This is a genomic window from Streptomyces sp. NPDC050264 (assembly GCF_040655895.1).
GTDB lineage: Bacteria > Actinomycetota > Actinomycetes > Streptomycetales > Streptomycetaceae > Streptomyces.
This window is the reverse complement of the sequence record NZ_JBFAKV010000002.1, coordinates 447,275-466,971: the sequence shown is the minus strand read 5'-3', so window position 1 is coordinate 466,971 and position 19,697 is coordinate 447,275. Positions and strand designations below refer to the sequence as shown.

The following is a 19,697-nucleotide window of genomic DNA, read 5'->3' as shown; positions in this document are numbered from 1 at the left end:
TGGCTCACCTCCGAGGGAGCAGCAAAGAACGGTGCCATTCGAAAAATGCGGGAAGGACGGCACGAAGGACACGGAAAGCCGATAGTCCACCGCGAAGCGTGCCGATCCGGACGAGTTCATGTTCTGGAGCGTCGACGACCACCCGGACGGCCGCAACCGGACGGCCGTCCGATCCGGCGGCCGCCACGGCCGTGCGCAGCGTGGCCGCGGACTCCATGTCGACCGCGATCGCGCCCGTGGCGAGCAGAGCGCCACGCTCGTGACCACGTACGACGTGATCGGAACCGGTGAGCGGACCCGCGTGCACGGTCCTGCCGGGCACGGCCCTGACCAGCTCCTTGACCAGGAGGTCCGTACCCGCGCACGGCGTACGGCCATGTGCGTCGCGGGTCTCCTCGGCCACGACCAGGTCCCCGGGGTGCATCCCGGGCGCGAGGCCCGCGCAGAAGCCGGTGGCGACCACGGCGGCGTCACCGAGCGCGGCGTCACCGAGCGCGCGCGTCAGCGCCCGTTCGGCGGCCCTGGGTCCCATACCCGTACGCAGCACGGTCACCGGGGCGCTCGGTCCGCCGCGGCTCCCGGTACGCAGGGCGAGGTGCTCGATACCCAGCGCACACGCGACGATCAGCGGCGTGCTCCCCGGCGGCGGAGCCGCCCGGTTCCGGGACATCAGCCCCCCTTGGCCGCGGTGGCGGCCCGGTCGGCGAACGGCTCGCCGTGGATGTAGCGGCCGAGCGCGGTCAGCGGGAAGACCTGCCGGTACAGGTGGTAGTTGATCGAGAAATCCCAGGGGAAGCCGGTGCCGGTGAAGTACGGCTCGTCCCAGGTGCCGTCCTCGGTCTGGGTCTCGGCGAGGAACTCGATCCCGCGCTCGACGGCCTTGGAGTCCCGCTCACCGGCCGCGAGCAGCGCCATCAGCGCCCAGGCGGTCTGCGAGGCGGTGGAGACCCCGTGGCCCTTCCAGTCCTCGTAACGGTACGAGCGCAGGTCCTCGCCCCAGCCGCCGTCCTCGTTCTGGACGGAGGCGAGCCAGCTGACGGCCCGCTGGATCGCGGGATGCGAGACGGGCAGCCCCGCCGCGGTCAGCGCGGGCACCACCGACCCTGTTCCGTAGATGTAGTTGACGCCCCAGCGGCCGAACCAGGCGCCGTTCTCCTCCTGTTCGGCGAGCAGCCACTCGATGCCGCGCCGGGTGCGCGGGTCGTGCGACTTGCCCTCGATGGCGAGCATCTCCACGACGTGCCCGGTGACGTCGGCGGACGGCGGGTCGATGACCTCGCCGAAGTCGCAGAACGGCAGCCGGTTGGGGAAGGGGCTGGTGTTGTCGACGTCGAAGGCGCCCCACGCCCCGTTCTTCGACTGCATGCCGAGGTTCCAGCGCACCCCGCGCTCGATGGATTTCTCCACCCGCGCCTTGTCCGGGTGGTCCACCCGGCGCAGTGCGAGCACGACCTCGGCGGTGTCGTCGATATCGGGGTAGTTGTCATTGTGGAACTCGAACGCCCAGCCGCCCGGCTCCAGTTGGGGCTTGAGCACGGACCAGTCGCCGGGCCGGTCGATCTGCTCGTCCATCATCCACGTCACGGCCTTGACGAGGCTCGGATGGTCGGCGGGCAGTCCGGCGTCGGCGAGCGCGATGGTCGCCAGGCAGGTGTCCCACACCGGGGACTGACAGGCCTCGATCATCCGGGCCCCGTCCTCCCGCCACACGGCGAACCGGTCGAGGGACGCCAACCCGGCCTTCAGGACCGGGTGTTCGAGGTCGTACCCGACCAGGTGCAGGGCGATCACGGAGTAGACGGCGGGAGGCTGGATGCCGCCCCAGCAGCCGTCGTTCTCCTGCCGCTCGATGATCCAGCGGGCCGCGGCGTTGACGGCGGACTTGCGCAGCCGCTTGAGGGCGACCTTCTGATAGCCGTGCATGATCTTGTCGAGCCGCTGGAAGGCCCCGTCCCAACTCGCCACCGGGGCCAGGGGTTTGGCCGGGTTGGGGTCGCGGGCGTCGATGTGCAGCTCGTCCAGCGGGAACGGCGCGGGCCGCACCGGACGCTTCGCGGACACGATGGTGAGCGGCACGATCGTCTGCCGCGCCCAGCATCCGAAGTCGTAGATGTTGAGCGGCATCCACTTCGGGAAGTAGATGAGCTCCGGCGGGAGTTCGGGGAGGTCGTCCCATTTCCACCAGCCGAACAGGGCCAGCCAGATCCGGGTGAAGACGCGGCTCGCGGCGATGCCGCCGCGCTCGCGGATCCACGCGGAGGCCCTGGCCATGTGCGGATCGTCGGGGGTGTCCCCGGCGAGCCGCAGGGCGACGTACGCCTCGATGGTGGTGGAGAGTTCGCCGGGTCCGCCGTGGAAGGTGGCCCAGGTGCCGTCCTCGCGCTGCTCTCCACGGATGAAGAGGGCGGCGGCGTCGGTGGTGGCCCGGTCGCGGATGCCCAGGAACTGGCGCAACAGCAGATCCTCGGCGTCCATCGTCACGTTGGTGTCGAGGTCGCCCTTCCACCAGCCCTGGGCGTCCTGCCTCGCGAGCAGGAAGTCCGTGGCGCGCTGTATGGCTCGGTTGGCGGCGCTGGGTGTCCCGGCCGCCTCGGGGGTCGTTTCGGTCAGATGGGCAGTGGTGGCCGAGGTCGCCTCGGGAGTTACGGCTCCGGTGCTTCCGTCGGTCGTCGCTGTCATGGCTATCCCTTCGTGCAGTGCTTCTTCTCTGCTGGGTAACCGTCGGCCGATGCCCTGGAGGGACACCGGCCGGCGACTGCGAGTCATATGCGGCCGATAATGATCATCTCTTTCGTACGACGACGAAGTCCGCGAGCGCCGCGAACTGGGCGCGCACCTGGTCCGGCATCTGGACGGAGTCCAGGGCTTCGAGGGCGACAGTGTGCTGGCGCCGGGCCTCCTCGGTGGTCCACTCACGCCCGCCGGCCTTCTCGATGAGGTCGGCTCGGGCGGCGAACTCCGCCTCGGAGAAGTTGTCGAAATCGTTGTTCTTGGCGTCCGCGGCGAGGAGTTCGCCGAGGCGCTCGGAGGCCGGGCCGCCCGCGGCGAGCGCGGCGACGACGGGCAGCGACTTCTTGCGCTGACGCAGGTCGCTCCAGGTCTGCTTGCCGGTGGACTCGGGGTCGCCCCAGATGCCGAGCAGGTCGTCGACCGCCTGGAAGGCGAGGCCCAGGTGGTAGCCGTACCGCTCCAGGGCGTCGGCGGTGACGTCGTCGGCGCCGCCGAGGACCGCGCCGATGGAGGAGGCGCAGGCGAGCAGGGCGCCGGTCTTGTTGCCCTCCATCTCCAGGCACTCCTCGACGCTGACGCGCTCGCGGTGCTCGTAGGAGATGTCCTGGGCCTGACCGTCGATCAGGGCCCGGGTGGCGGTGGTGAGGCGGCGCGTGGCGCGGCCCGCGTCGACCGAGGCGATCTCCAGGAGCACCTCGTTGGCGAGGGCGAACAGGGCGTCGCCGACCAGGATGGCCTGCGCGGGGCCGTGCACCTTCCACACGGTGTCGCGGTGCCGGCGCTGCTCGTCGCCGTCCATCAGGTCGTCGTGCAGCAGCGAGAAGTTGTGGACGAGCTCGACCGCGACGGCGCCGGGCACGCCGACCTCGGGCTCGGCGCCCGCGGCCTGCGCGGAGAGCACGGCGAGCGCGGGGCGCACCGCCTTGCCGCCGTCGCCGTCGGAGGGGTTGCCCGCCGCGTCGATCCAGCCGAAGTGGTAGGCGGCGACGGTGTCCATGGGCGGCGCGAGGCGGTCCACGGCTTTCTTGAGCACCGGAGTGGCCAGGGTGCGGCCGCGCTCCAGAAGCGCGGTCACGTCCACCGCGTCGGCAGCCGTTCCGGCCGAGGGCACAGGTGGCACAGTCTCTCCTTGATTAACCGATGTCGGCGTTGCGGCCTGGGTGACTTCGACGCTCACGCCGCCTCCCGGAACAGATGGCCGCGCGGGCGGCCGAGTGCGGCGAGTGCCGCGTCCGCGGCGCTGGTACCGCTGCGGACCGCGCTTTCCATGGTCGCGGGCCACCCGGTGGCGGTCCACGCGCCGGCCAGGTAGAGGCCGGGGGCATTGGTGCGGGCCGTGGGCCGCAGGGCTCCGACGCCGGGGGCCGGCGCGAAGGTGGCCGTCCGCTCCCGGGTGACGAAGAAGTCGCGCACCGTGGCGCCGCGCGCGGCGGGCAGCAGCCGCTCCAGTTCGGGGAGGTAGCGCTCACGCAGCGCGGCGACGGGCCGGTCGATCTCGTCCTGCGCGGCCGACTGCGACACGGCCAGGTACTGCCCCTCGGTCAGCCCCGAAGCCTCGGTCCGGTCGAAGACCCACTGGACCGGGGAGCCGAGCGCGGTGAAGAAGGGCTGCTTGAGGACCTTGCGGTCGTAGACGACGTGCAGGTTGAGGATCGGCGCGGTGCCGATGGACAGCAGCCGGTCGGCGTCGTCGAGCGCGCCCTCCGGAAGCAGGCCGTGCGCCTCGCGCTGCGGTACGGCGAGCACCACGGTGTCGGCGTCGAGGATCTGGCCGGAAGTGTCCGGTCCTTCGGGAACCTCGACGCTCCAACGGCCGTTCTCCATGCGGGAGATGGAGGTGACGCGTGTACGGAGTCCGGTGCGTACGCCCGCGGAGTCGAGCGCCTTGCGGGCGAGAGTGTCGTGGAGTTCACCGAGGGGTACGCGGGCCCAGCCGATGTCGGCGGCACCCGGGTCGGACAGCAGCCCGGTCTTGAACACCATGGCGGCGAGACCCAGCGAGGACTCACCCGCCACGGCGTTCAGGGTCGCGACGCCGACCAGGTCCCACAGCGCCTCGATGGCCCGCTGCGACTGACCGTGTTCCGCCAGCCAGGAGCCGAAGTCCCGCTCGTCGAGCGCCGGATCGGTGGGGTCCAGGCCCTTGAGGGCGAGCGCGGCTCGTCCGACGTTGGCACGTTCGGCCAGTGACAGATGCGGGTAGGTGGCCAGGCTCTTGGCCAGATGCAGCGGCACGGGCAGCGCGGTGCGCCGCAGTCGGCCCAGCCGGTTTCTGTCCGCGTCGAGCACGGGCACGTCGAGACGTTGCTGCACGGGCGCCAGCGACGTGGCGTCGATGCGGTCCAGGAACCAGCGGTAGGCGGTGCAGCAGCGCAGATACACGTGCTGACCGTTGTCGACGGTGAGGTCGCCGCGCTGGAAGGAGAAGGCCAGACCGCCGAGGCGGGGCCGTCCTTCGAGGAGCGTGACGTCCATGCCGCCGTCGGCGAGCGAGAGCGCCGCCGTCACCCCTGCGAGCCCACCGCCGATCACCACCGCGGCGGGCCTGCGTCGGGACGCGGCGGAATCCGCGTCGTGCGCTTCCGGTGCCGTGTCGCCGGTGCTCATGCGCCCTCCCCCTCGGTGCTGCCTGTGGTGCGTACGGCCAGCGTGCGGCGGGGTTCGACTGGTGTGACGAACGTTCGGCGGGCCGTTGCATGCAGGGACGCCGAGCCACCCTGGAGGGTTGCGCGCCACTTGGGGCCGAAGCCGACAGGGAGCACCGGAATGCCCATCAGGCGCGCCTCCTGAGCGCGGCTCGGGAGACGGTGCGCGCGTCGAGCCCGGAGAGGCCTCGCACGGCGACGTACGCCTTCTCGTGCCCGGGCAGCGAGACACGGCCGCGCAGTACGGCCTCCGGCTCGCGCTCGATGCGGTCGAGCAGGCGCCGGTAGATCCCGGCCATGGCGGCGACGCAGGCACCGGAGCGCCGGTCGAGCAGCGGCAGGAGCCGGTACCCCTCGGCGAACAGTGCGCGGGCCCGGCGCACTTCGAAGTGCACGAGCCCGGCGAAGTCGGAACCGGCGGGCGGCACGGAGCTGTTGAATCCGGCCGAGCAGCCGAACTTGGCCAGGTCGTCGGCGGGCAGATAGGTACGCCCGTCGGCGGCGTCCTCGCGAACGTCGCGGAGGATGTTGGTCAGTTGGAGTGCGAGCCCGAGCGTGTCGGCGTACTCGGACGCCCGTTCGGCGCCGCGCGCCCCCGGTTCGGTCCCGAACACGCCGAGGGAGACCCGTCCGATGGCGCCGGCGACGCACCGGCAGTACACCTTCAGGTCGTCCCACGTCTCGTAGGTCTCGCCGTTCAGGTCCATCACGACGCCGTCGATCAGCTCGTCGAGCCCGCCGAGCGGGATCGGGAACCGGTCGGCGGCATGCGCGAGCGCGACGGCCACCGGATCGGTGTCGTCCTCGTCGACCTTGCCGTCGCGGACCCGGCCGAGCAGCGCCCGGGTCTCGTCGAGCCGGTGCGCCTTCACGTCCGGTGCCAGTGTGCCGTCGCCGATGTCGTCGACACGGCGCGAGAACGCGTACACCGCCGACATGGCCCGCCGCTTCGCGGTCGGCAGCAGTCGGATGCCGTAGGCGAAGTTTCGCGCCTGTTGGCCGGTGACGGTCTCGCAGTAGCTGTATGCGGCGAGCACCGGTGCCGACACTTGCAGGTCAGACTCCACGGTTTTGCTCACCCCTCTCCTCGCAGAGTCGCTCCCACCTCGCGCAGCAGCTGGAGCTTGGTGGGTTTGGGTGGTCCAGGAAGGACGTCGTACGAAACGGCGGTGATCGCGTGAACCGCCGCCTTCCCCCCGGCCACGAACCCGGCCAGCAGCAGCTTCAGCCTGCCGTGGACGCTACCCACGAGGGGGGTGCCTTCATTCAGGAGCCGGAGGGCGCGTTCCGCTTCGTACGCGACCAGCGCGCGCACCGATGCGCCTGCGGTCGGTGCGGCGAGATCCGACTCCTGCACGTGGAACTGTTTCATGTCTTCGGCGGGAAGGTAGATGCGGTCACGCCCCAGGTCCTCGGCGACATCCTGCAGATGCTCGACGATCTGCAGTGCGGTACAGACCGCGTCCGAGCGGCGGACGCGCTCGGGAGTCGCGGTTCCGGTGATGGCGAGGACGAGACGGCCGACCGGGTTGGCGGACAGCTCGCAGTAGGCGAGCAGGTCGTCGTAGGTCTCGTAGCGCGTGACGAGTTGGTCCTGACGGTTGGCCTCGATGAGGCCGGTGAACGGCTCCGGGGTGAGCGAGCGGCGCCGGACGGTGGGCTGCAGAGCGCGCAGCAGCGGATGTCCGGGCGTCGAGTCGAAGACCCGGTGCAGGTCGGCCTCGAAGGCGTCCAGCATCGCGAGCCGGTCGTCGGCCTGTTCGGGTGGGACACCGAGGAGACGGGCGTCGGCGCCGCCCGGGGCGAGGTCTCCGTCGCCGATGTCGTCGACCAGGCGCGCGAATCCGTACACGGCCATCAGGTCGTCCCGCCAGGCACGCGGGAGGAAGAAGGGGGCCACCGGGAAGTTCTCGTCGGCGGCTTTGTCGAGGGTGGCGCTCTCCGGGGTCTTCGTGGACTCCGGGCGCACACGGGGCGTTGCGCTCACCGCGCGCGGTCCGCTTCCGGAACGACGGCGAAAGCCTCGTGGACCTGGAGAGTTTCCGTAGCCATTGCCGTCACATCTCCCGTTCTACACTGCAGACCTAATACATCCTATTTCGGACACGCCGCCCGGCCGTCCGCACCGTCGGCTCTCCCCCGCCGGACCGGGACATCGCGCATTATCGCCCCACTTGCCGCGAATAAGCACCGGTACAGCTTACGTTGTACAACGAGGCCCGCCACGGCGGGGTGTTCCGCGCGTCACAACAACACACCGATCGAGGCCAAGATTCCTTGCGGGCAAGGAAGTTGACCCACCTTTGACCTTGATCGCAAGCGCCACGGCCAAGTAGTTGGTGGGTACAGGCATATCAGAGGCCCCACCGACGGGAGCTCGGTGGGGCCTCCTATGACGCGGTCGGAAGCTCGGCGGTTACTTGCCCGTGAACTTCTCGTACTCCTTCAGTACCTCGGCCGTCGGACCGTCCATACGCAGTTCCCCGCGCTCCAGCCAGAGAACGCGGTCGCAGGTGTCGCGGATGGACTTGTTGTTGTGGCTGACGAGGAAGACCGTGCCGGCCTCCTTGCGCAGCTCACGGATCCGGGCCTCGGAGCGCTTCTGGAACTTGCGGTCGCCGGTGGCCAGCGCCTCGTCGATCATCAGCACGTCGTGGTCCTTGGCGGCCGCGATGGAGAAGCGCAGCCGGGCCGCCATGCCGGACGAGTAGGTGCGCATGGGAAGCGTGATGAAGTCGCCCTTCTCGTTGATGCCCGAGAAATCGACGATGTCCTGGTACCGCTCCCTGATCTCCTCGCGGGACATGCCCATCGCGAGACCACCGAGGATGACGTTGCGCTCGCCCGTCAGATCGTTCATCAGCGCCGCGTTCACTCCGAGCAGCGAGGGCTGGCCGTCGGTGTAGACCTTGCCCTGCTCCGCGGGCAGCAGGCCCGCGATGGCGCGCAGCAGCGTCGACTTGCCGGACCCGTTCGAACCGATCAGGCCGACGGCCTCGCCGCGGTAGGAGGTGAAGGAGACGCCGCGCACGGCGTGCACCTTGCGCACGCCACGCTCTTCGCCGCGCTTGATTATGCGGCTCAGCGCGGACGTGGCGCTGCCCTTGCCGGTCCTCGTGCCGTTGACGCGGTACACGATGTGCAGGTCGTCGGCGATGACCGTCGGGATACGTGCATCGGTCGTCTTGTCGAGATCAGCCACGGCCGTACCGCTCCTCTGACTTCCAGAAGTAGATGAAGCCGACGATCCCGATCAGGACCGCCCACCCGGCCGCGAAGGCCCACACGTGCGGCGGCAGGTAGGAGGAACCGTAGTCGTCGATCATGGCGAACCGGATCAGGTCCATGTAGAGGGAGGCCGGGTTCCACTGGAGGACGTCCGCGAGCCAGCCGGGCGCGTTCTTGTCCGCGAGCATCGCGGGGATGCTGAACATGACGCCGGAGGCGTACATCCAGGTGCGCATGACGAAGGGCATCAGCTGCGCCAGGTCGGGCGTCTTGCTGCCCGCCCTGGCGAAGATCAGTGCGAGACCCGTGTTGAAGACGAACTGGAGGACCAGCGCGGGCAGCACGAGCAGCCAGGACAAGGCCGGGAAGATCCCGAAGCCCACCATGACCACGACGAGCACGATCATCGAGAAGAGCAGCTGCTGGAGCTGCTGGAGCGCGAAGGAGATCGGCAGCGAGGCCCGCGGGAAGTGGAGTGCCCGGACCAGGCCCAGGTTCCCGGAGATCGCCCGTACGCCCGCCATGACCGAGCTCTGGGTGAACGTGAAGACGAAGACACCCGTGACCAGGAACGGCACGTAGATGTCGTGCGGGATGCCCTTCCTGGCCCCGAGCAGCAGCCCGAAGATGAAGAAGTAGACCGCGGCGTTCAACAACGGCGTCGCCACCTGCCAGACCTGGCCGAGCTTGGCCTGGCTGTACTGGGCGGTCAGCTTCGCCTGGGAGAAGGCGATGATGAAGTGGCGCCGGCTCCACAGCTGTCGTACGTACTCGAACAGACCGGGACGGGCTCCGCTGACGGACAGGCCGTACTTGGCGGCGAGCTCGGCCGGGGAGAGCCCGTCGTCGGGCGACGGGGCCGCGGTCACCGCGACGGATCCGTCATGCGTTGTCTCACTCACAAGGGGAACTTTCGTCTTCAAAAGCGCAGCCTGATCGGGCATGGGCGAGAGCCGCGGACCGGGGTCCGGCCGCATGCTCTCAGACTTCGAGCTTGTCAGATGACAGGAGGCCGGCCCAGTCGGGTCAGGCGCCACACCGTACGCCACTTCATGGGACGCCTGGGGCCGCAGGGCGTGGTCCAGCCCTCCTTGAAACCGCCGAGCCAGGCCTTCAGGGCCGGGCCCGAGGGGCGGCGGGCGAGGGTGAGGAGCAGCCACACGCCGAGGTATACGGGGACCAGCGGCGCGGGCAGGTTGCGGCGGGCGAGCCAGACGCGGTTGCGGGCCACCATGCGGTGGTAGACCGCGTGCCGGGACGGGGCCGTGGTCGGGTGGTTCAGCACCATGTCGGCGCGGTAGTCGATCATCCAGCCCGCGTCGAGGGCACGCCAGGCGAGGTCGGTCTCCTCGTGGGCGTAGAAGAACTCGTCGGGCAGTCCGCCGACCTCGGCGACGACCCGTGTCCGCACGGCGTTGGCGCCGCCCAGGAACGTCGTGACGCGCGAGGAGCGCATCGGGTCGGCGGCGCGGAGCCGCGGCACGTGCCGGCGCTGGGTCTCGCCGGTGTCCGGGTCCGCGATGCGGAAGCTGATGATGCCGAGCCTGGGGTCGGCGGCGAAGGCCTCGCGGCACAGCTCGGCCGTGTCGGTCAGCGGCAGCAGGCCGTCGTCGTCGAGGAAGAGCAGGATGTCGACGTCGGAGCCGGAGGGCCCGAAGGCCTCGATGCCGACGTTGCGTCCGCCGGGGATGCCGAGGTTCTCGGGCAGTTCCACGGTCCGTACGCCTTCGGGGACGTCCGGGACCGGCGAGCCGTTGCCGACCACGACCACCTCGACCGGGTCGCCGTCCTGTTTGGCGACCGAGTCGAGGAGGGCGCGCAGCTCTGCCGGGCGGTTGCCCATGGTGATGATCACCGCGCCGACCTTCGACGGCCGTATCTGCGTGCTCACTTCAGCCTGCTCGAAGCGAGGATGGACACGAGGTGGAGCAGGGTCTGCAGGAGCGCGATGCCCGCCAGCACGGCCACACCGAGGCGCGTGAAGAAGAGGTCGCCCCGGATCTGGTCCACGATCGCGAGGACCAGGATGAGGAGCGAGGCCTCGATGCCCAGGATGAGGCGGTGGAACTTGAGCGCGGCGGCGGCCCTGCGGGCCAGCGCCATGCCGGAGCCGCGGATCTCGGACGCCGACTCCTTGACCTGCTCCCGGCCGCTCTGTGCGCGGGACACGCCGACGAGGTCGGTCTCGGCCTTGATCAGGATCGCACCGAGCGCGGCGAGCGTGCCGAGGAAGGCCCACAGCCAGTCGATCCGGCCGGTGCCCCACAGATCGGCGGCGCGCAGGCCGAAGCCGACGAGGACGGCGGCGTCGGTGAGGTACGCGCCGACGCGGTCCATCCAGACCCCGGCGAGCGAGTACTGCTTGCGCCACCGGGCGATCTCGCCGTCGACGCAGTCGAGGAGCAGGTACAGCTGGACCGCGACGACGCCGAGGACGGCACCCCAGATGCCCGGCAGGAGCAGGGCGGGGGCCGCGAGGACGCCACAGACGGTCATCAGGTAGGTCAGCTGGTTGGGCGTGACCTTGGTGTTCACCAGGTGGCGGTCGATGCGCAGCGAGATCTCGCGCATGTAGAGCCGTCCGCCCCAGTGCTCACCGCTGCGCCGGTCCTTCACACCCGCGGGGTGGACGACCGGGCGGAGCTCAGCTACCGATGGCTTTTGCATAGTCGGCGTAGGCGTCCCTGATCTGGTCGGTGGTGAGGGCGAGGTGTTCGAGGATCGTGTAGCGGCCGGGCCGGGTCTGCGGAGCGAACTCCACGACCTTCACGAACTCGTCCACGGTGAAGCCGATCTCCTCGGGCGTCACGGGCAGACCGTGGCGGCGCAGTACGTCGACCATGAAGCGGGACTCGTCGCGGGCACCGCGCAGGTGCATCGCGAAGGCCGCGCCCAGGCCGCACTGCTCGCCATGGCTGGCGGCGCGCTTGGGGTAGAGGAGGTCGAAGCCGTGGTTGATCTCGTGGCAGGCGCCGGATGCGGGCCGGGAGTCCCCGGAGACCGACATGGCGATGCCGGTGAGGACCAGGCCCTCGGCGAGGACCTGGAGGAAGGCGTCGTCGCCGACGCCGCCGGGGTGGCGCAGGACCGCTTCGCCGGCCTGGCGGGCCATGGCGGCCGCGAGCCCGTCGATGTCCTCGCCGCGCTCGCGGGCTGCCAGCTCCCAGTCCGCGACCGCGGAGATGTTCGACAGGGCGTCGCCGATGCCGGAGCGCACGAAGCGGACCGGTGCCTCACGGATCACGTCGAGGTCGATGACGACCGCGATGGGGTTCGGCACGCCGTACGAGCCGCGGCCCGCGTCGTTGTCGAGGGTCGCGACGGGCGAGCAGAGGCCGTCGTGCGACAGGTTCGTCGCGACGGCGACCAGCGGCAGACCCACGCGCGCGGCGGCGAACTTGCCGCAGTCGATGATCTTGCCGCCGCCGAGGCCGACGATCGCGTCGTAACGGCCCGCCTTCTTGATGTCGTCGGCGAGCTGGATGGCGTCGTCGAGCGTGCCGCCGCCGACCTCGAACCAGTCGGCGCGGGGCAGCGAGGACTCCAGACGGGCCCGCAGGGCGGCGCCCGAGCCACCGCTGATCGCGATGGCCAGGCGCCCCGTGGACGACGAGATCCTCTGGTCGGCGAGGACCCCGGCGAGGTCGTTGAGGGCCCCCGGCCGGATGTCGACGACGACCGGCGAGGGAATGAGCCTCGTCAGTACTGGCACGCGATCTCCCGGGCCTTGGCGAGGTCGTCGTGGTTGTCGATCTCGACCCACTTCACGTCGCCGATCGGGGCGACGTCGACCTTGAAGCCGCGGTTCACGAGCTCCTGGTAGCCGTCCTCGTAGTACAGCTGCGGGTCACGCTCGTACGTGGCCTTCAGGGCGTCGGCCAGCTCGTCGGCGGCCTCGCCCTCGATGAGGGTGAGGCCGATGTACTCGCCGGTGGCCTCGGAGGGGTCCATCAGCTTCGTGATCTTCCGGACGCCCGTCTCGGGGTCCACGACGACCTTCATCTCCTCCTCGCCCAGGTCCTTCACCGTGTCCAGGGCAAGAATGATCTTCTTGCCGTCGCCACGGGCGGCGAGCAGCGTCTTCTCGACGGAGACCGGGTGCACGGTGTCGCCGTTGGCGAGGATCACCGAGTGCTTGATGGCGTCACGGCCACACCACAGGGAGTACGCGTTGTTCCACTTCTCGGCAACGTCGTTCTCGATGAGCGTCAGCTTCAGGCCGTACTTCGCCTCGAGCGCGGCCTTGCGCTCGTAGACGACCTCCTTGCGGTAGCCGACGATGATGCCGACCTCCTCGAGGCCGATCTCGGCGAAGTTCTTGAGGGTGATGTCGAGGACGGAGAGCTCGTTCTCGGTTCCCTCGCCCGCGACGGGCACGAGCGCCTTGGGAAGCGTCTCGGTGTAGGGGCGAAGCCGGCTGCCGGCGCCGGCGGCCAGGACGAGGCCGATCATGCGGGTTCTCCTTCATCGTGTACGGCGGGTGCTCCACGACGAGCGGAAGCGACCCAGAAGCGGATGCTCTCGGCGAGCACCACAAGTGCCACGAGCACGGCGAGCGCCGTGAGCGCGAGCGGGAAATCTGTCGTTGCGAGCAGCGCGGCCAGCAGTGTGACCAGCAGTGTTCTGCCGTCGTGCCCGCCAATGGCGTGGACGAGCCAGCGCGGGGGCGCTCCGGTGCCGCCGCGGATGCGGTACACCGTGTCGTAATGATGGTAGGCGACCGCGGCCACCAGCCCGAATGCCGCGGGCAGCGCCCCCTGTACGTCCGCCTTGGCCGCGAGCAGCAGCACCGTGCCGTACTCGGCGGCCCTGAAGAGCGGCGGGACCAGCCAGTCCAGCGGGCCGGTGAGCGGTCCGGAGACGGCGAGGGAGGCAAGGATCACGTAGACGCACGCCGCGGCGAAGACGCTCCAGGACCCGTATCCGCAGATCGCGGCGGTGATCACCAGGAGGGCGGCGGCGACCGCGGCGAGCAGCGGCGCCGTGTACCCGCCGCCGCGCAGTTTGCGGATCGTCCCGCCGGCCAGCAGGCCGGTGTCGGCCAGATCGGCCAGCGCCTGCGCGGCCCGCGGGGTGCGGTGCGCCTTGCGGGTCAGCGAGCGCAGGACGCGGCCCGCGGTCGTGTAGCAGGCGGCGAGCGCGCAGCCGACGAGAAGGACGTAGAAGGTGATGCGCGGTGTGGTCAGCGCGGTGAGGATCGCGATCAGCGCCCAGCGTTCGCCGATCGGCAGCACGATCATCCGGCGCACCCAGACCGTCCACCCGACGCTGTCGAGTTTGTCCGAAAGTGCGGCGGTGGGGCTGGTGTTGGCGGTCGCGACGATGCTGTCGGCGTGCGCCTCGTTGAAGGAGAAGTCGACGACGTGCCGGCAGGTCTGCAGGACCATCGCGCCGAGCGCGAGGGCCCATACGTCATCGCCCGTGGCGTTGGCCGCGCCGAGCGCCAAACCCGCGTAGTAGGCGTACTCCTTGGCGCGGTCGAAGGTCGCGTCCAGCCAGGCGCCGAGCGTCGAGTACTGCAGCGAGTAGCGGGCGAGCTGCCCGTCGGTGCAGTCCAGGACGAAGGAGCAGAGCAGCAGGATGCCCGCCCCGACGAAGCCGACGCGGGTGCCCGTGGCCGCGCAGCCCGCCGCGATCAGGGCGGTGAGCAGCGACGCGGTGGTGACCTGGTTCGGGGTCAGGCCGCGGCGTGCGCACCAGCGCGCGATGTAGCGGGAGTACGGGCTGATGCAGTACGTGGTGAAGAAGCCGTCCCGTGCCTTGACCGCCGTACGCAGCCGGATCGCCTCGTCGTCGACGGCGGCGACGGCCTGCCGGGCCTCATTGCGGGTCTGCGGGTCGGTGGGCACCGCGGCGACGAGCTCACCGAGTTCGGGGCGGTGCACGTCGGTGCCGGCCGCCGCCAGGCTCTCGGCCGCGGCGTCGGGGGCGGGGCCCGTCTCCTCGACCGCCCGCTGCAGGGCCTGGCGGGCCGTGGGCTGGGCGGTGAGGGCGCCGGGGATCGCCGACACGGGGAAGCGGGGGTCGGTGAGGCCGAGGCGCAGGGCGTGGACATGGCCCACGAAGCCCGCGTCGACGACCGCGACCCGCTGGTCGCCGGGGGCGCTCGCGAGCGCCGCTTCGGCGTCCGCCGCGTCCGGGGCGAGTCGTACGTCGAAGCCGAGGTCCCGCAGATCGCCCTCCAGGGACGACCCGGGGACCGGCTGACCGGTGACGATGGCGGTCGACAGACGAACTCACTCCTTGGGTGCCGACGCGAGGGCGCCGGGCTCATGCACGGTGGAGGCGCCCGGAGCACAGCCCCTGGCAGTCCCCAGGGGTGGCCGGGCGGTATGTCGGCAGAGGCTATCGGATGTTGAGAGCCGGACGTTCACCGCCCGTTTACGGCCCGATTGGCCCCTGTCTCACGCGGTCTGCGTAGGCCAGGCCGCCGGTTCATCATTGTCGATCAAGGCCCCGCGCCACAAACCCGAGGTCGGTCTGTTCCCGCCAGGGCCCGCTTAGGGTGGTGCGTCATGACATGGCTGATCACCGGCGGAGCCGGATACATCGGGGCACACGTGGCGCGGGCGATGGCGGGGGCCGGTGAACGCGTCGTCGTCCTCGACAACGTCACGTCCGGGGTACCCGACCGGCTGCCCGCGCAGATCCCGCTGGTGCGCGGCTCGGCGCTGGACGCCGATCTCGTGCGCCGGGTGTGCGCCGAGCACGAGGTGACCGGTGTCGTGCACCTCGCCGCGCACAAGCAGGTCGGCGAATCCGTCGAGAAGCCCGAGCCGTACTACCGGGACAACGTGGGCGGGCTCGCCACGCTCCTGGAGACGGTCGCGGCGGCGGGCGTGCGCCGCTTCGTCTTCTCGTCGTCGGCGGCCGTCTACGGCAACCCCGACACCGACCTCATCACCGAGTCGACGCCGTGCGCGCCCGTGAACCCCTACGGCGAGACGAAGTTGGCGGGCGAGTGGCTGGTGCGGGCGGCCGGGCACGCGCACGGGATGGCGACGGTGTGCCTGCGCTACTTCAACGTGGCGGGCGCCGCCGAGCCGCGGCTCGCGGACATCGGCGTCTACAACGTGATCCCGATGGTCTTCGACCGGCTCACGCGCGGCGAGGCCCCGCGGATCTTCGGCGACAACTACCCGACGCCGGACGGCACGTGCGTACGCGACTACATCCATGTCGCCGACCTCGCCGAGGCGCATCTCGCGGCGGCCCGCAGGCTGGCGCGGCCCGACGCGAGCGGTGATCTGACCCTCAACATCGGCACGGGTCTGGGGGTGTCCGTGCGCGAGCTGATCGACGTGATCGCGGAGGTCACCGGGGATCCGAGGCAGGCGCTCGTCGAGCCGCGCCGCCCCGGTGACGCGCCGCGCGCGGTCGGCTCCTCGGCGCGGGCCGAGAAGGAGCTCGGCTGGACGGCGACACGCGGGGTACGCGAGATGGTCGAATCGGCCTGGGCCGGCTGGCGCCTGCGACACCCCGACAACAGCCGCGAGTGATCGGTCACCGCCCTGACCTGCGGACATGCGGCCTCCCTCCACAGGGACATATCCGCAGGTCAGAGCAGATGACAACGGTGTTCATGGCAGTGTTTGCGGATACCCCCTGCCCGTAGTTCACTGTGATCGCCGCCCCCACCGGGGCGGCACGACCGACCGACACGGAGGGCGGTTTCCATGGGGGCCGGACACGACCACGGGCACAGCCACGGGCCGACGACCGGTACGGCCGCCGCGGCCCACAAGGGGCGGCTGCGCATCGCGCTCTCGATCACGCTGACCGTGATGGTCGTGGAGATCGTCGGCGGCGTCATGGCCGACTCCCTCGCCCTCATCGCGGACGCCACCCACATGGCGACGGACGCGCTCGGCCTCGCGATGGCCCTGCTCGCGATCCACTTCGCCAACCGTCCGGCCAGCGAGCGGCACACCTTCGGCTACGCACGCGCCGAGATCCTCGCCGCCCTCGCCAACTGCCTGCTGCTGCTGGGCGTCGGCGGCTACGTCCTGTACGAGGCGATCCAGCGCTTCATGGAACCGGCCGAGACGGCGGGCGGCCTGACGATCGTCTACGGCCTCATCGGCCTGGTGGCGAACATGATCTCGCTGTCCCTGCTCGTGAAGGGGCAGCAGGAGAGCCTGAACGTACGCGGAGCCTTCCTGGAGGTGGCGGCGGACGCGCTCGGCTCGCTCGCGGTGCTGATCTCGGCGGTGATCATCCTGACCACCGGCTGGCAGGCCGCCGACCCGATCGCGTCGCTGATCATCGGCCTCATGATCGTCCCGCGCACGGTGAAGCTGCTGCGCGAGACGTTGAACGTCCTGCTCGAATCGGCCCCCAAGGGTGTCGACATGGCCCGGGTGCGCTCCCACATAGTGGCCCTGCCGGGCGTCGAGGACGTCCACGACCTGCACGCCTGGACGATCACGTCGGGCATGCCGGTGCTCTCCGCGCACGTGGTCGTCAGCCAGGACGTGCTCAGCACGATCGGGAACGAGAAGATGCTGCACGAGCTGCAGGGCTGCCTCGGCGACCATTTCGACGTCGAGCACTGCACGTTCCAGCTGGAGCCGAGCGGGCACGCCGAGCACGAGGCGAAGCTCTGCCACTGAGGTCCGCCACTGAGGTCTGCCACTGAGGTCTGCCACTGAGGTCTGCCACTGAGCGTGCTACCGTGGCCCGCGATTCTTGAGGAGGTGGGTTGATGACTGTCGTCGCGGTGAGCGCTGCCGTGCGCAGCGACAGGTGCATCCCCATCTCCCGGGCTCTCGCCTGAGCGAGGCCCCTTCACTCAAGGGTTTTACGTTGACTGACGACAGCAACGTCGTACGCGATTCCTTCTTCGCCCTGCACCACGGGCTCCCCCGGCAGGGCCCCGGCTCCGACGCCACGACGCGGCACCTCCTGTCCCTCGCGGGCGAGCTGCCCGCACGTCCCCGCATCCTCGACCTGGGCTGCGGCCCGGGCCGCTCCGCGCTGCTGCTCGCCGCCGAGACCGGCGGCGAGGTGACGGCCGTGGACCGGCACGAACCGTTCCTCGACGAACTGCGGGCGGCGGCGCGCGGGCGGGGGCTCGCCGACCGGGTCCACCCCGTCGCGGGGGACATGGGCGAACTCACCTATCAGGACGGTTCTTTCGACCTGATCTGGGCCGAGAGCTCGGCGTACATCATCGGCTTCGACACCGCGCTCGCGCGGTGGAAGCGACTGCTCGCCCCCGGTGGCGCGCTGGTGCTCACCGAGTGCGAGTGGACGACGGACGCCCCGTCCCCGCAGGCCCGCGCCTTCTGGGAGGAGCACTGCCCGCTCCGGACGACCGAGGGGAACCTGCGGGCCTGCGCGGCCGCCGGGTACTCCGTACTCGGTGCGTACCGGCAGCCCGAGTCCGACTGGGACGAGTACTACGGGCCGCTGGCCGAGCGGGCCGGCGCCGTCGATCCGGAGCGTCCCGGCATGGCCGAGGCGCTCGCCGGCACGCGCGCGGAGCTGGCGATGCGGCGCGCGCACGGCGCCGAGTACGGATACACGGGCTACGTCCTGCGGCCCGCGATCTGAGAGCCGGTGACGGTTCCCGGATGACCCTCGCGGGGCACGATCGGCCACCCGGCCGCGTTCGGTATCCGGCCCCCGCCATACGGTGGTTCCGCCCGGCTTCGCGGCCGGGCGGAACATTCGGTCCGTGGTGAGGTCGGAGACTGTCCGTTCCGTACGGCAGACTGGGGCCCGAGGACCGAAGCGAAGGATGGGTATGCCGATCACACCTGCCACCGCGGCGAACAATTCGTCGAACGGCACCGGAGAAGCGATCTTGCTGGAACTCGTCGACGAGGACGGCAGGACGATCGGCACCGCGGAGAAACTCGCCGCCCATCAGCCGCCCGGCCAACTGCACAGAGCGTTCTCCGTGTTCCTCTTCGACGAGCAGGGGCGGCTGCTCCTCCAGCAGCGGGCGCTCGGCAAGTACCACTCCCCCGGCGTGTGGTCGAACACCTGCTGCGGCCACCCCTACCCGGACGAAGCCCCGTTCGCGGCGGCGGCCCGGCGCACCTTCGAGGAGCTGGGCGTCTCGCCGTCGCTGATGGCGGAGGCCGGCACCGTGCGCTACAACCACCCCGACCCCGAATCGGGCCTGGTGGAGCAGGAGTTCAACCACCTGTTCGTCGGGATGGTGCAGGCGCAGTTGAACGTGGACCCGGAGGAGGTCGGGGCGACGGCGTTCGTGACGGCCGACGAGCTGGCCGCGCGGCACGCCGCTGACCCGTTCTCGGCATGGTTCATGACCGTGCTCGACGCGGCACGCCCCGCCGTCCGAGAGCTGACGGGGCCGGCCGCGGGCTGGTAGCCGCCCGCGTCGTCAGGCGTTCGCGGGCTCGAGGGGCAGGGCGGCCCAGATGACCTTGCCCCCGCTCGCGGTGTGCTCGACATCGCAGACGCCGCCCGCCTCCGCCGTGATCTCCCGCACGAGCAACAGCCCGCGTCCGCCGGTCTGCCCGCTGGTGGCTTCGAGCGCGGTGGGGCGGTAGGGGTGCTCGTCCTCCACGGAGACCCGCACCCACTCCGCGCCGACGGCGACCTCCACGGCGAGCGTGGGCGAGAGCAGGGCGGCGTGCTTCACCGCGTTGGTGACGAGTTCGGAGACGATCACCAGCAGCCCGTGGACCAGGTCGTCGGAGGCGGGCACTCCTTGCCGGGCGAGCAGTTCGCGCACCGCCCGCCGGGCCTGTGGCACGGAGGCGTCGACCGCCTGCGCCGTGAACCGCCAGATCCCCTCGTACGGCAGCGGGGGTACGCCCACGGATGGCTCGGGGTACTCTCCCCCACTGCTCAGAGGACGTGTGCGGGCCCCCGACCCGTCGTCACCCATCGTCCGGTCCCCGCCTCTGCGCTCGATTGTCACCACCCTTCGAGTGTTGGTAACGCGCAGGTCCGGACCGGGTTACTGACCAGAAGTCGGCGACTACTGGTGGTTTTTGATCACGGATGTAGGACAACTTCAGCCGCGCGACCGGCCATGTCCAGGTTGTTCCTCTTTCGAGGGCTCTTCAGCTTGTTGTACGAGGTTCACGAGCGGGGGGCGCCCCTTCTTGATCGCGC

At 70.5% G+C, this 19,697-nt stretch carries 17 protein-coding genes and 1 pseudogene; 4 read left to right on the top strand and 14 right to left on the bottom strand.

The features are described 5' to 3' along the window. Positions 1-4: 4 nt before the first annotated feature. From AB0J02_RS04805 to AB0J02_RS04745, 13 genes are all read right to left on the bottom strand, one after another. A complete protein-coding gene (locus tag AB0J02_RS04805) occupies positions 5-670 on the bottom strand; it encodes a 1-hydroxy-2-methyl-2-butenyl 4-diphosphate reductase (RefSeq protein ID WP_363192123.1) in 666 nt (221 codons plus the stop codon). After that, positions 670-2,679 carry a squalene--hopene cyclase gene (gene shc / locus AB0J02_RS04800; protein ID WP_363192122.1) on the bottom strand — a complete coding sequence of 670 codons (2,010 nt, stop codon included), beginning with the start codon at positions 2,677-2,679 and terminating at the stop codon, positions 670-672. Before shc ends, AB0J02_RS04805 begins: the two co-directional genes overlap by 1 nt. Positions 2,680-2,782: 103 nt before the next feature. Continuing rightward, entirely contained in the window at positions 2,783-3,841 is a 1,059-nt protein-coding gene (locus AB0J02_RS04795) for a polyprenyl synthetase family protein (protein ID WP_363192208.1), read from the bottom strand. A 62-nt stretch (positions 3,842-3,903) separates the two neighbouring features. After that, complete coding sequence (gene hpnE, locus AB0J02_RS04790) at positions 3,904-5,337, bottom strand: hydroxysqualene dehydroxylase HpnE (RefSeq protein WP_363192121.1); 1,434 nt, start codon at positions 5,335-5,337, stop codon at positions 3,904-3,906. Between the two features lie 166 nt (positions 5,338-5,503). Further along, positions 5,504-6,454: a presqualene diphosphate synthase HpnD gene (hpnD, locus tag AB0J02_RS04785; protein ID WP_363192120.1), complete on the bottom strand. Its 951-nt coding sequence runs from the start codon at positions 6,452-6,454 to the stop codon at positions 5,504-5,506. Beyond that, positions 6,451-7,344, bottom strand: coding sequence for a squalene synthase HpnC (gene hpnC / locus AB0J02_RS04780; RefSeq protein ID WP_363192207.1), 894 nt, complete (start codon positions 7,342-7,344; stop codon positions 6,451-6,453). Before hpnC ends, hpnD begins: the two co-directional genes overlap by 4 nt. A gap of 447 nt (positions 7,345-7,791) precedes the next feature. After that, complete coding sequence (locus AB0J02_RS04775; RefSeq protein ID WP_363192119.1) at positions 7,792-8,577, bottom strand: ABC transporter ATP-binding protein; 786 nt, start codon at positions 8,575-8,577, stop codon at positions 7,792-7,794. After that, the gene (locus AB0J02_RS04770) at positions 8,570-9,505 is read right to left on the bottom strand and encodes an ABC transporter permease (RefSeq protein WP_363192118.1); all 936 of its coding nucleotides are present in this window, start codon (positions 9,503-9,505) and stop codon (positions 8,570-8,572) included. The genes AB0J02_RS04775 and AB0J02_RS04770 overlap by 8 nt, the downstream gene beginning before the upstream one ends. Before the next feature lie 95 nt (positions 9,506-9,600). Then, positions 9,601-10,446, bottom strand: a complete 846-nt coding sequence (locus AB0J02_RS04765) for a glycosyltransferase (RefSeq protein ID WP_363192206.1) — start codon at positions 10,444-10,446, stop codon at positions 9,601-9,603. 44 nt (positions 10,447-10,490) lie between these two features. Continuing rightward, entirely contained in the window at positions 10,491-11,270 is a 780-nt protein-coding gene (locus tag AB0J02_RS04760; RefSeq protein ID WP_363192117.1) for a CDP-alcohol phosphatidyltransferase family protein, read from the bottom strand. Then, complete coding sequence (locus tag AB0J02_RS04755; protein WP_363192116.1) at positions 11,248-12,315, bottom strand: iron-containing alcohol dehydrogenase family protein; 1,068 nt, start codon at positions 12,313-12,315, stop codon at positions 11,248-11,250. The genes AB0J02_RS04760 and AB0J02_RS04755 overlap by 23 nt, the downstream gene beginning before the upstream one ends. Next, complete coding sequence (locus AB0J02_RS04750) at positions 12,303-13,055, bottom strand: phosphocholine cytidylyltransferase family protein (protein WP_363192115.1); 753 nt, start codon at positions 13,053-13,055, stop codon at positions 12,303-12,305. Before AB0J02_RS04750 ends, AB0J02_RS04755 begins: the two co-directional genes overlap by 13 nt. After that, a complete protein-coding gene (locus AB0J02_RS04745) occupies positions 13,052-14,833 on the bottom strand; it encodes a DUF5941 domain-containing protein (protein ID WP_363192205.1) in 1,782 nt (593 codons plus the stop codon). Before AB0J02_RS04745 ends, AB0J02_RS04750 begins: the two co-directional genes overlap by 4 nt. A 285-nt stretch (positions 14,834-15,118) precedes the next feature. On the opposite strand from AB0J02_RS04745, the gene galE reads away from it, so the two are divergent. From galE to idi, 4 genes and pseudogenes are all read left to right on the top strand, one after another. Continuing rightward, positions 15,119-16,102 (top strand): UDP-glucose 4-epimerase GalE, encoded by a 984-nt coding sequence (gene galE / locus AB0J02_RS04740; RefSeq protein WP_363192114.1) that lies wholly within the window; start codon positions 15,119-15,121, stop codon positions 16,100-16,102. A 177-nt stretch (positions 16,103-16,279) separates the two neighbouring features. Then, positions 16,280-17,215 (top strand): cation diffusion facilitator family transporter, encoded by a 936-nt coding sequence (locus tag AB0J02_RS04735; protein ID WP_363192113.1) that lies wholly within the window; start codon positions 16,280-16,282, stop codon positions 17,213-17,215. Between the two features lie 193 nt (positions 17,216-17,408). Continuing rightward, positions 17,409-18,152: pseudogene (locus tag AB0J02_RS04730) on the top strand (class I SAM-dependent methyltransferase); the annotation flags it as partial. Between the two features lie 199 nt (positions 18,153-18,351). Continuing rightward, complete coding sequence (gene idi / locus AB0J02_RS04725; protein ID WP_363192112.1) at positions 18,352-18,945, top strand: isopentenyl-diphosphate Delta-isomerase; 594 nt, start codon at positions 18,352-18,354, stop codon at positions 18,943-18,945. 12 nt (positions 18,946-18,957) lie between these two features. Here idi and AB0J02_RS04720 read toward each other — a convergent pair whose 3' ends face one another. Then, positions 18,958-19,503, bottom strand: coding sequence for an ATP-binding protein (locus AB0J02_RS04720; protein ID WP_363192111.1), 546 nt, complete (start codon positions 19,501-19,503; stop codon positions 18,958-18,960). Between the last annotated feature and the right edge of the window lie 194 nt (positions 19,504-19,697).

Bases quoted from the DNA above. Each gene is read 5' to 3' on its own strand.
- AB0J02_RS04805 (WP_363192123.1), bottom strand. From the start codon at position 670: ATGTCCCGGAACCGGGCGGCTCCGCCGCCGGGGAGCACGCCGCTGATC.
- shc (WP_363192122.1), bottom strand. From the start codon at position 2,679: ATGACAGCGACGACCGACGGAAGCACCGGAGCCGTAACTCCCGAGGCG.
- hpnE (WP_363192121.1), bottom strand. From the start codon at position 5,337: ATGAGCACCGGCGACACGGCACCGGAAGCGCACGACGCGGATTCCGCC.
- AB0J02_RS04765 (WP_363192206.1), bottom strand. From the start codon at position 10,446: ATGGGCAACCGCCCGGCAGAGCTGCGCGCCCTCCTCGACTCGGTCGCC.
- AB0J02_RS04760 (WP_363192117.1), bottom strand. From the start codon at position 11,270: ATGCAAAAGCCATCGGTAGCTGAGCTCCGCCCGGTCGTCCACCCCGCG.
- AB0J02_RS04750 (WP_363192115.1), bottom strand. From the start codon at position 13,055: ATGATCGGCCTCGTCCTGGCCGCCGGCGCCGGCAGCCGGCTTCGCCCC.
- galE (WP_363192114.1), top strand. From the start codon at position 15,119: ATGACATGGCTGATCACCGGCGGAGCCGGATACATCGGGGCACACGTG.
- AB0J02_RS04735 (WP_363192113.1), top strand. From the start codon at position 16,280: ATGGGGGCCGGACACGACCACGGGCACAGCCACGGGCCGACGACCGGT.
- idi (WP_363192112.1), top strand. From the start codon at position 18,352: ATGCCGATCACACCTGCCACCGCGGCGAACAATTCGTCGAACGGCACC.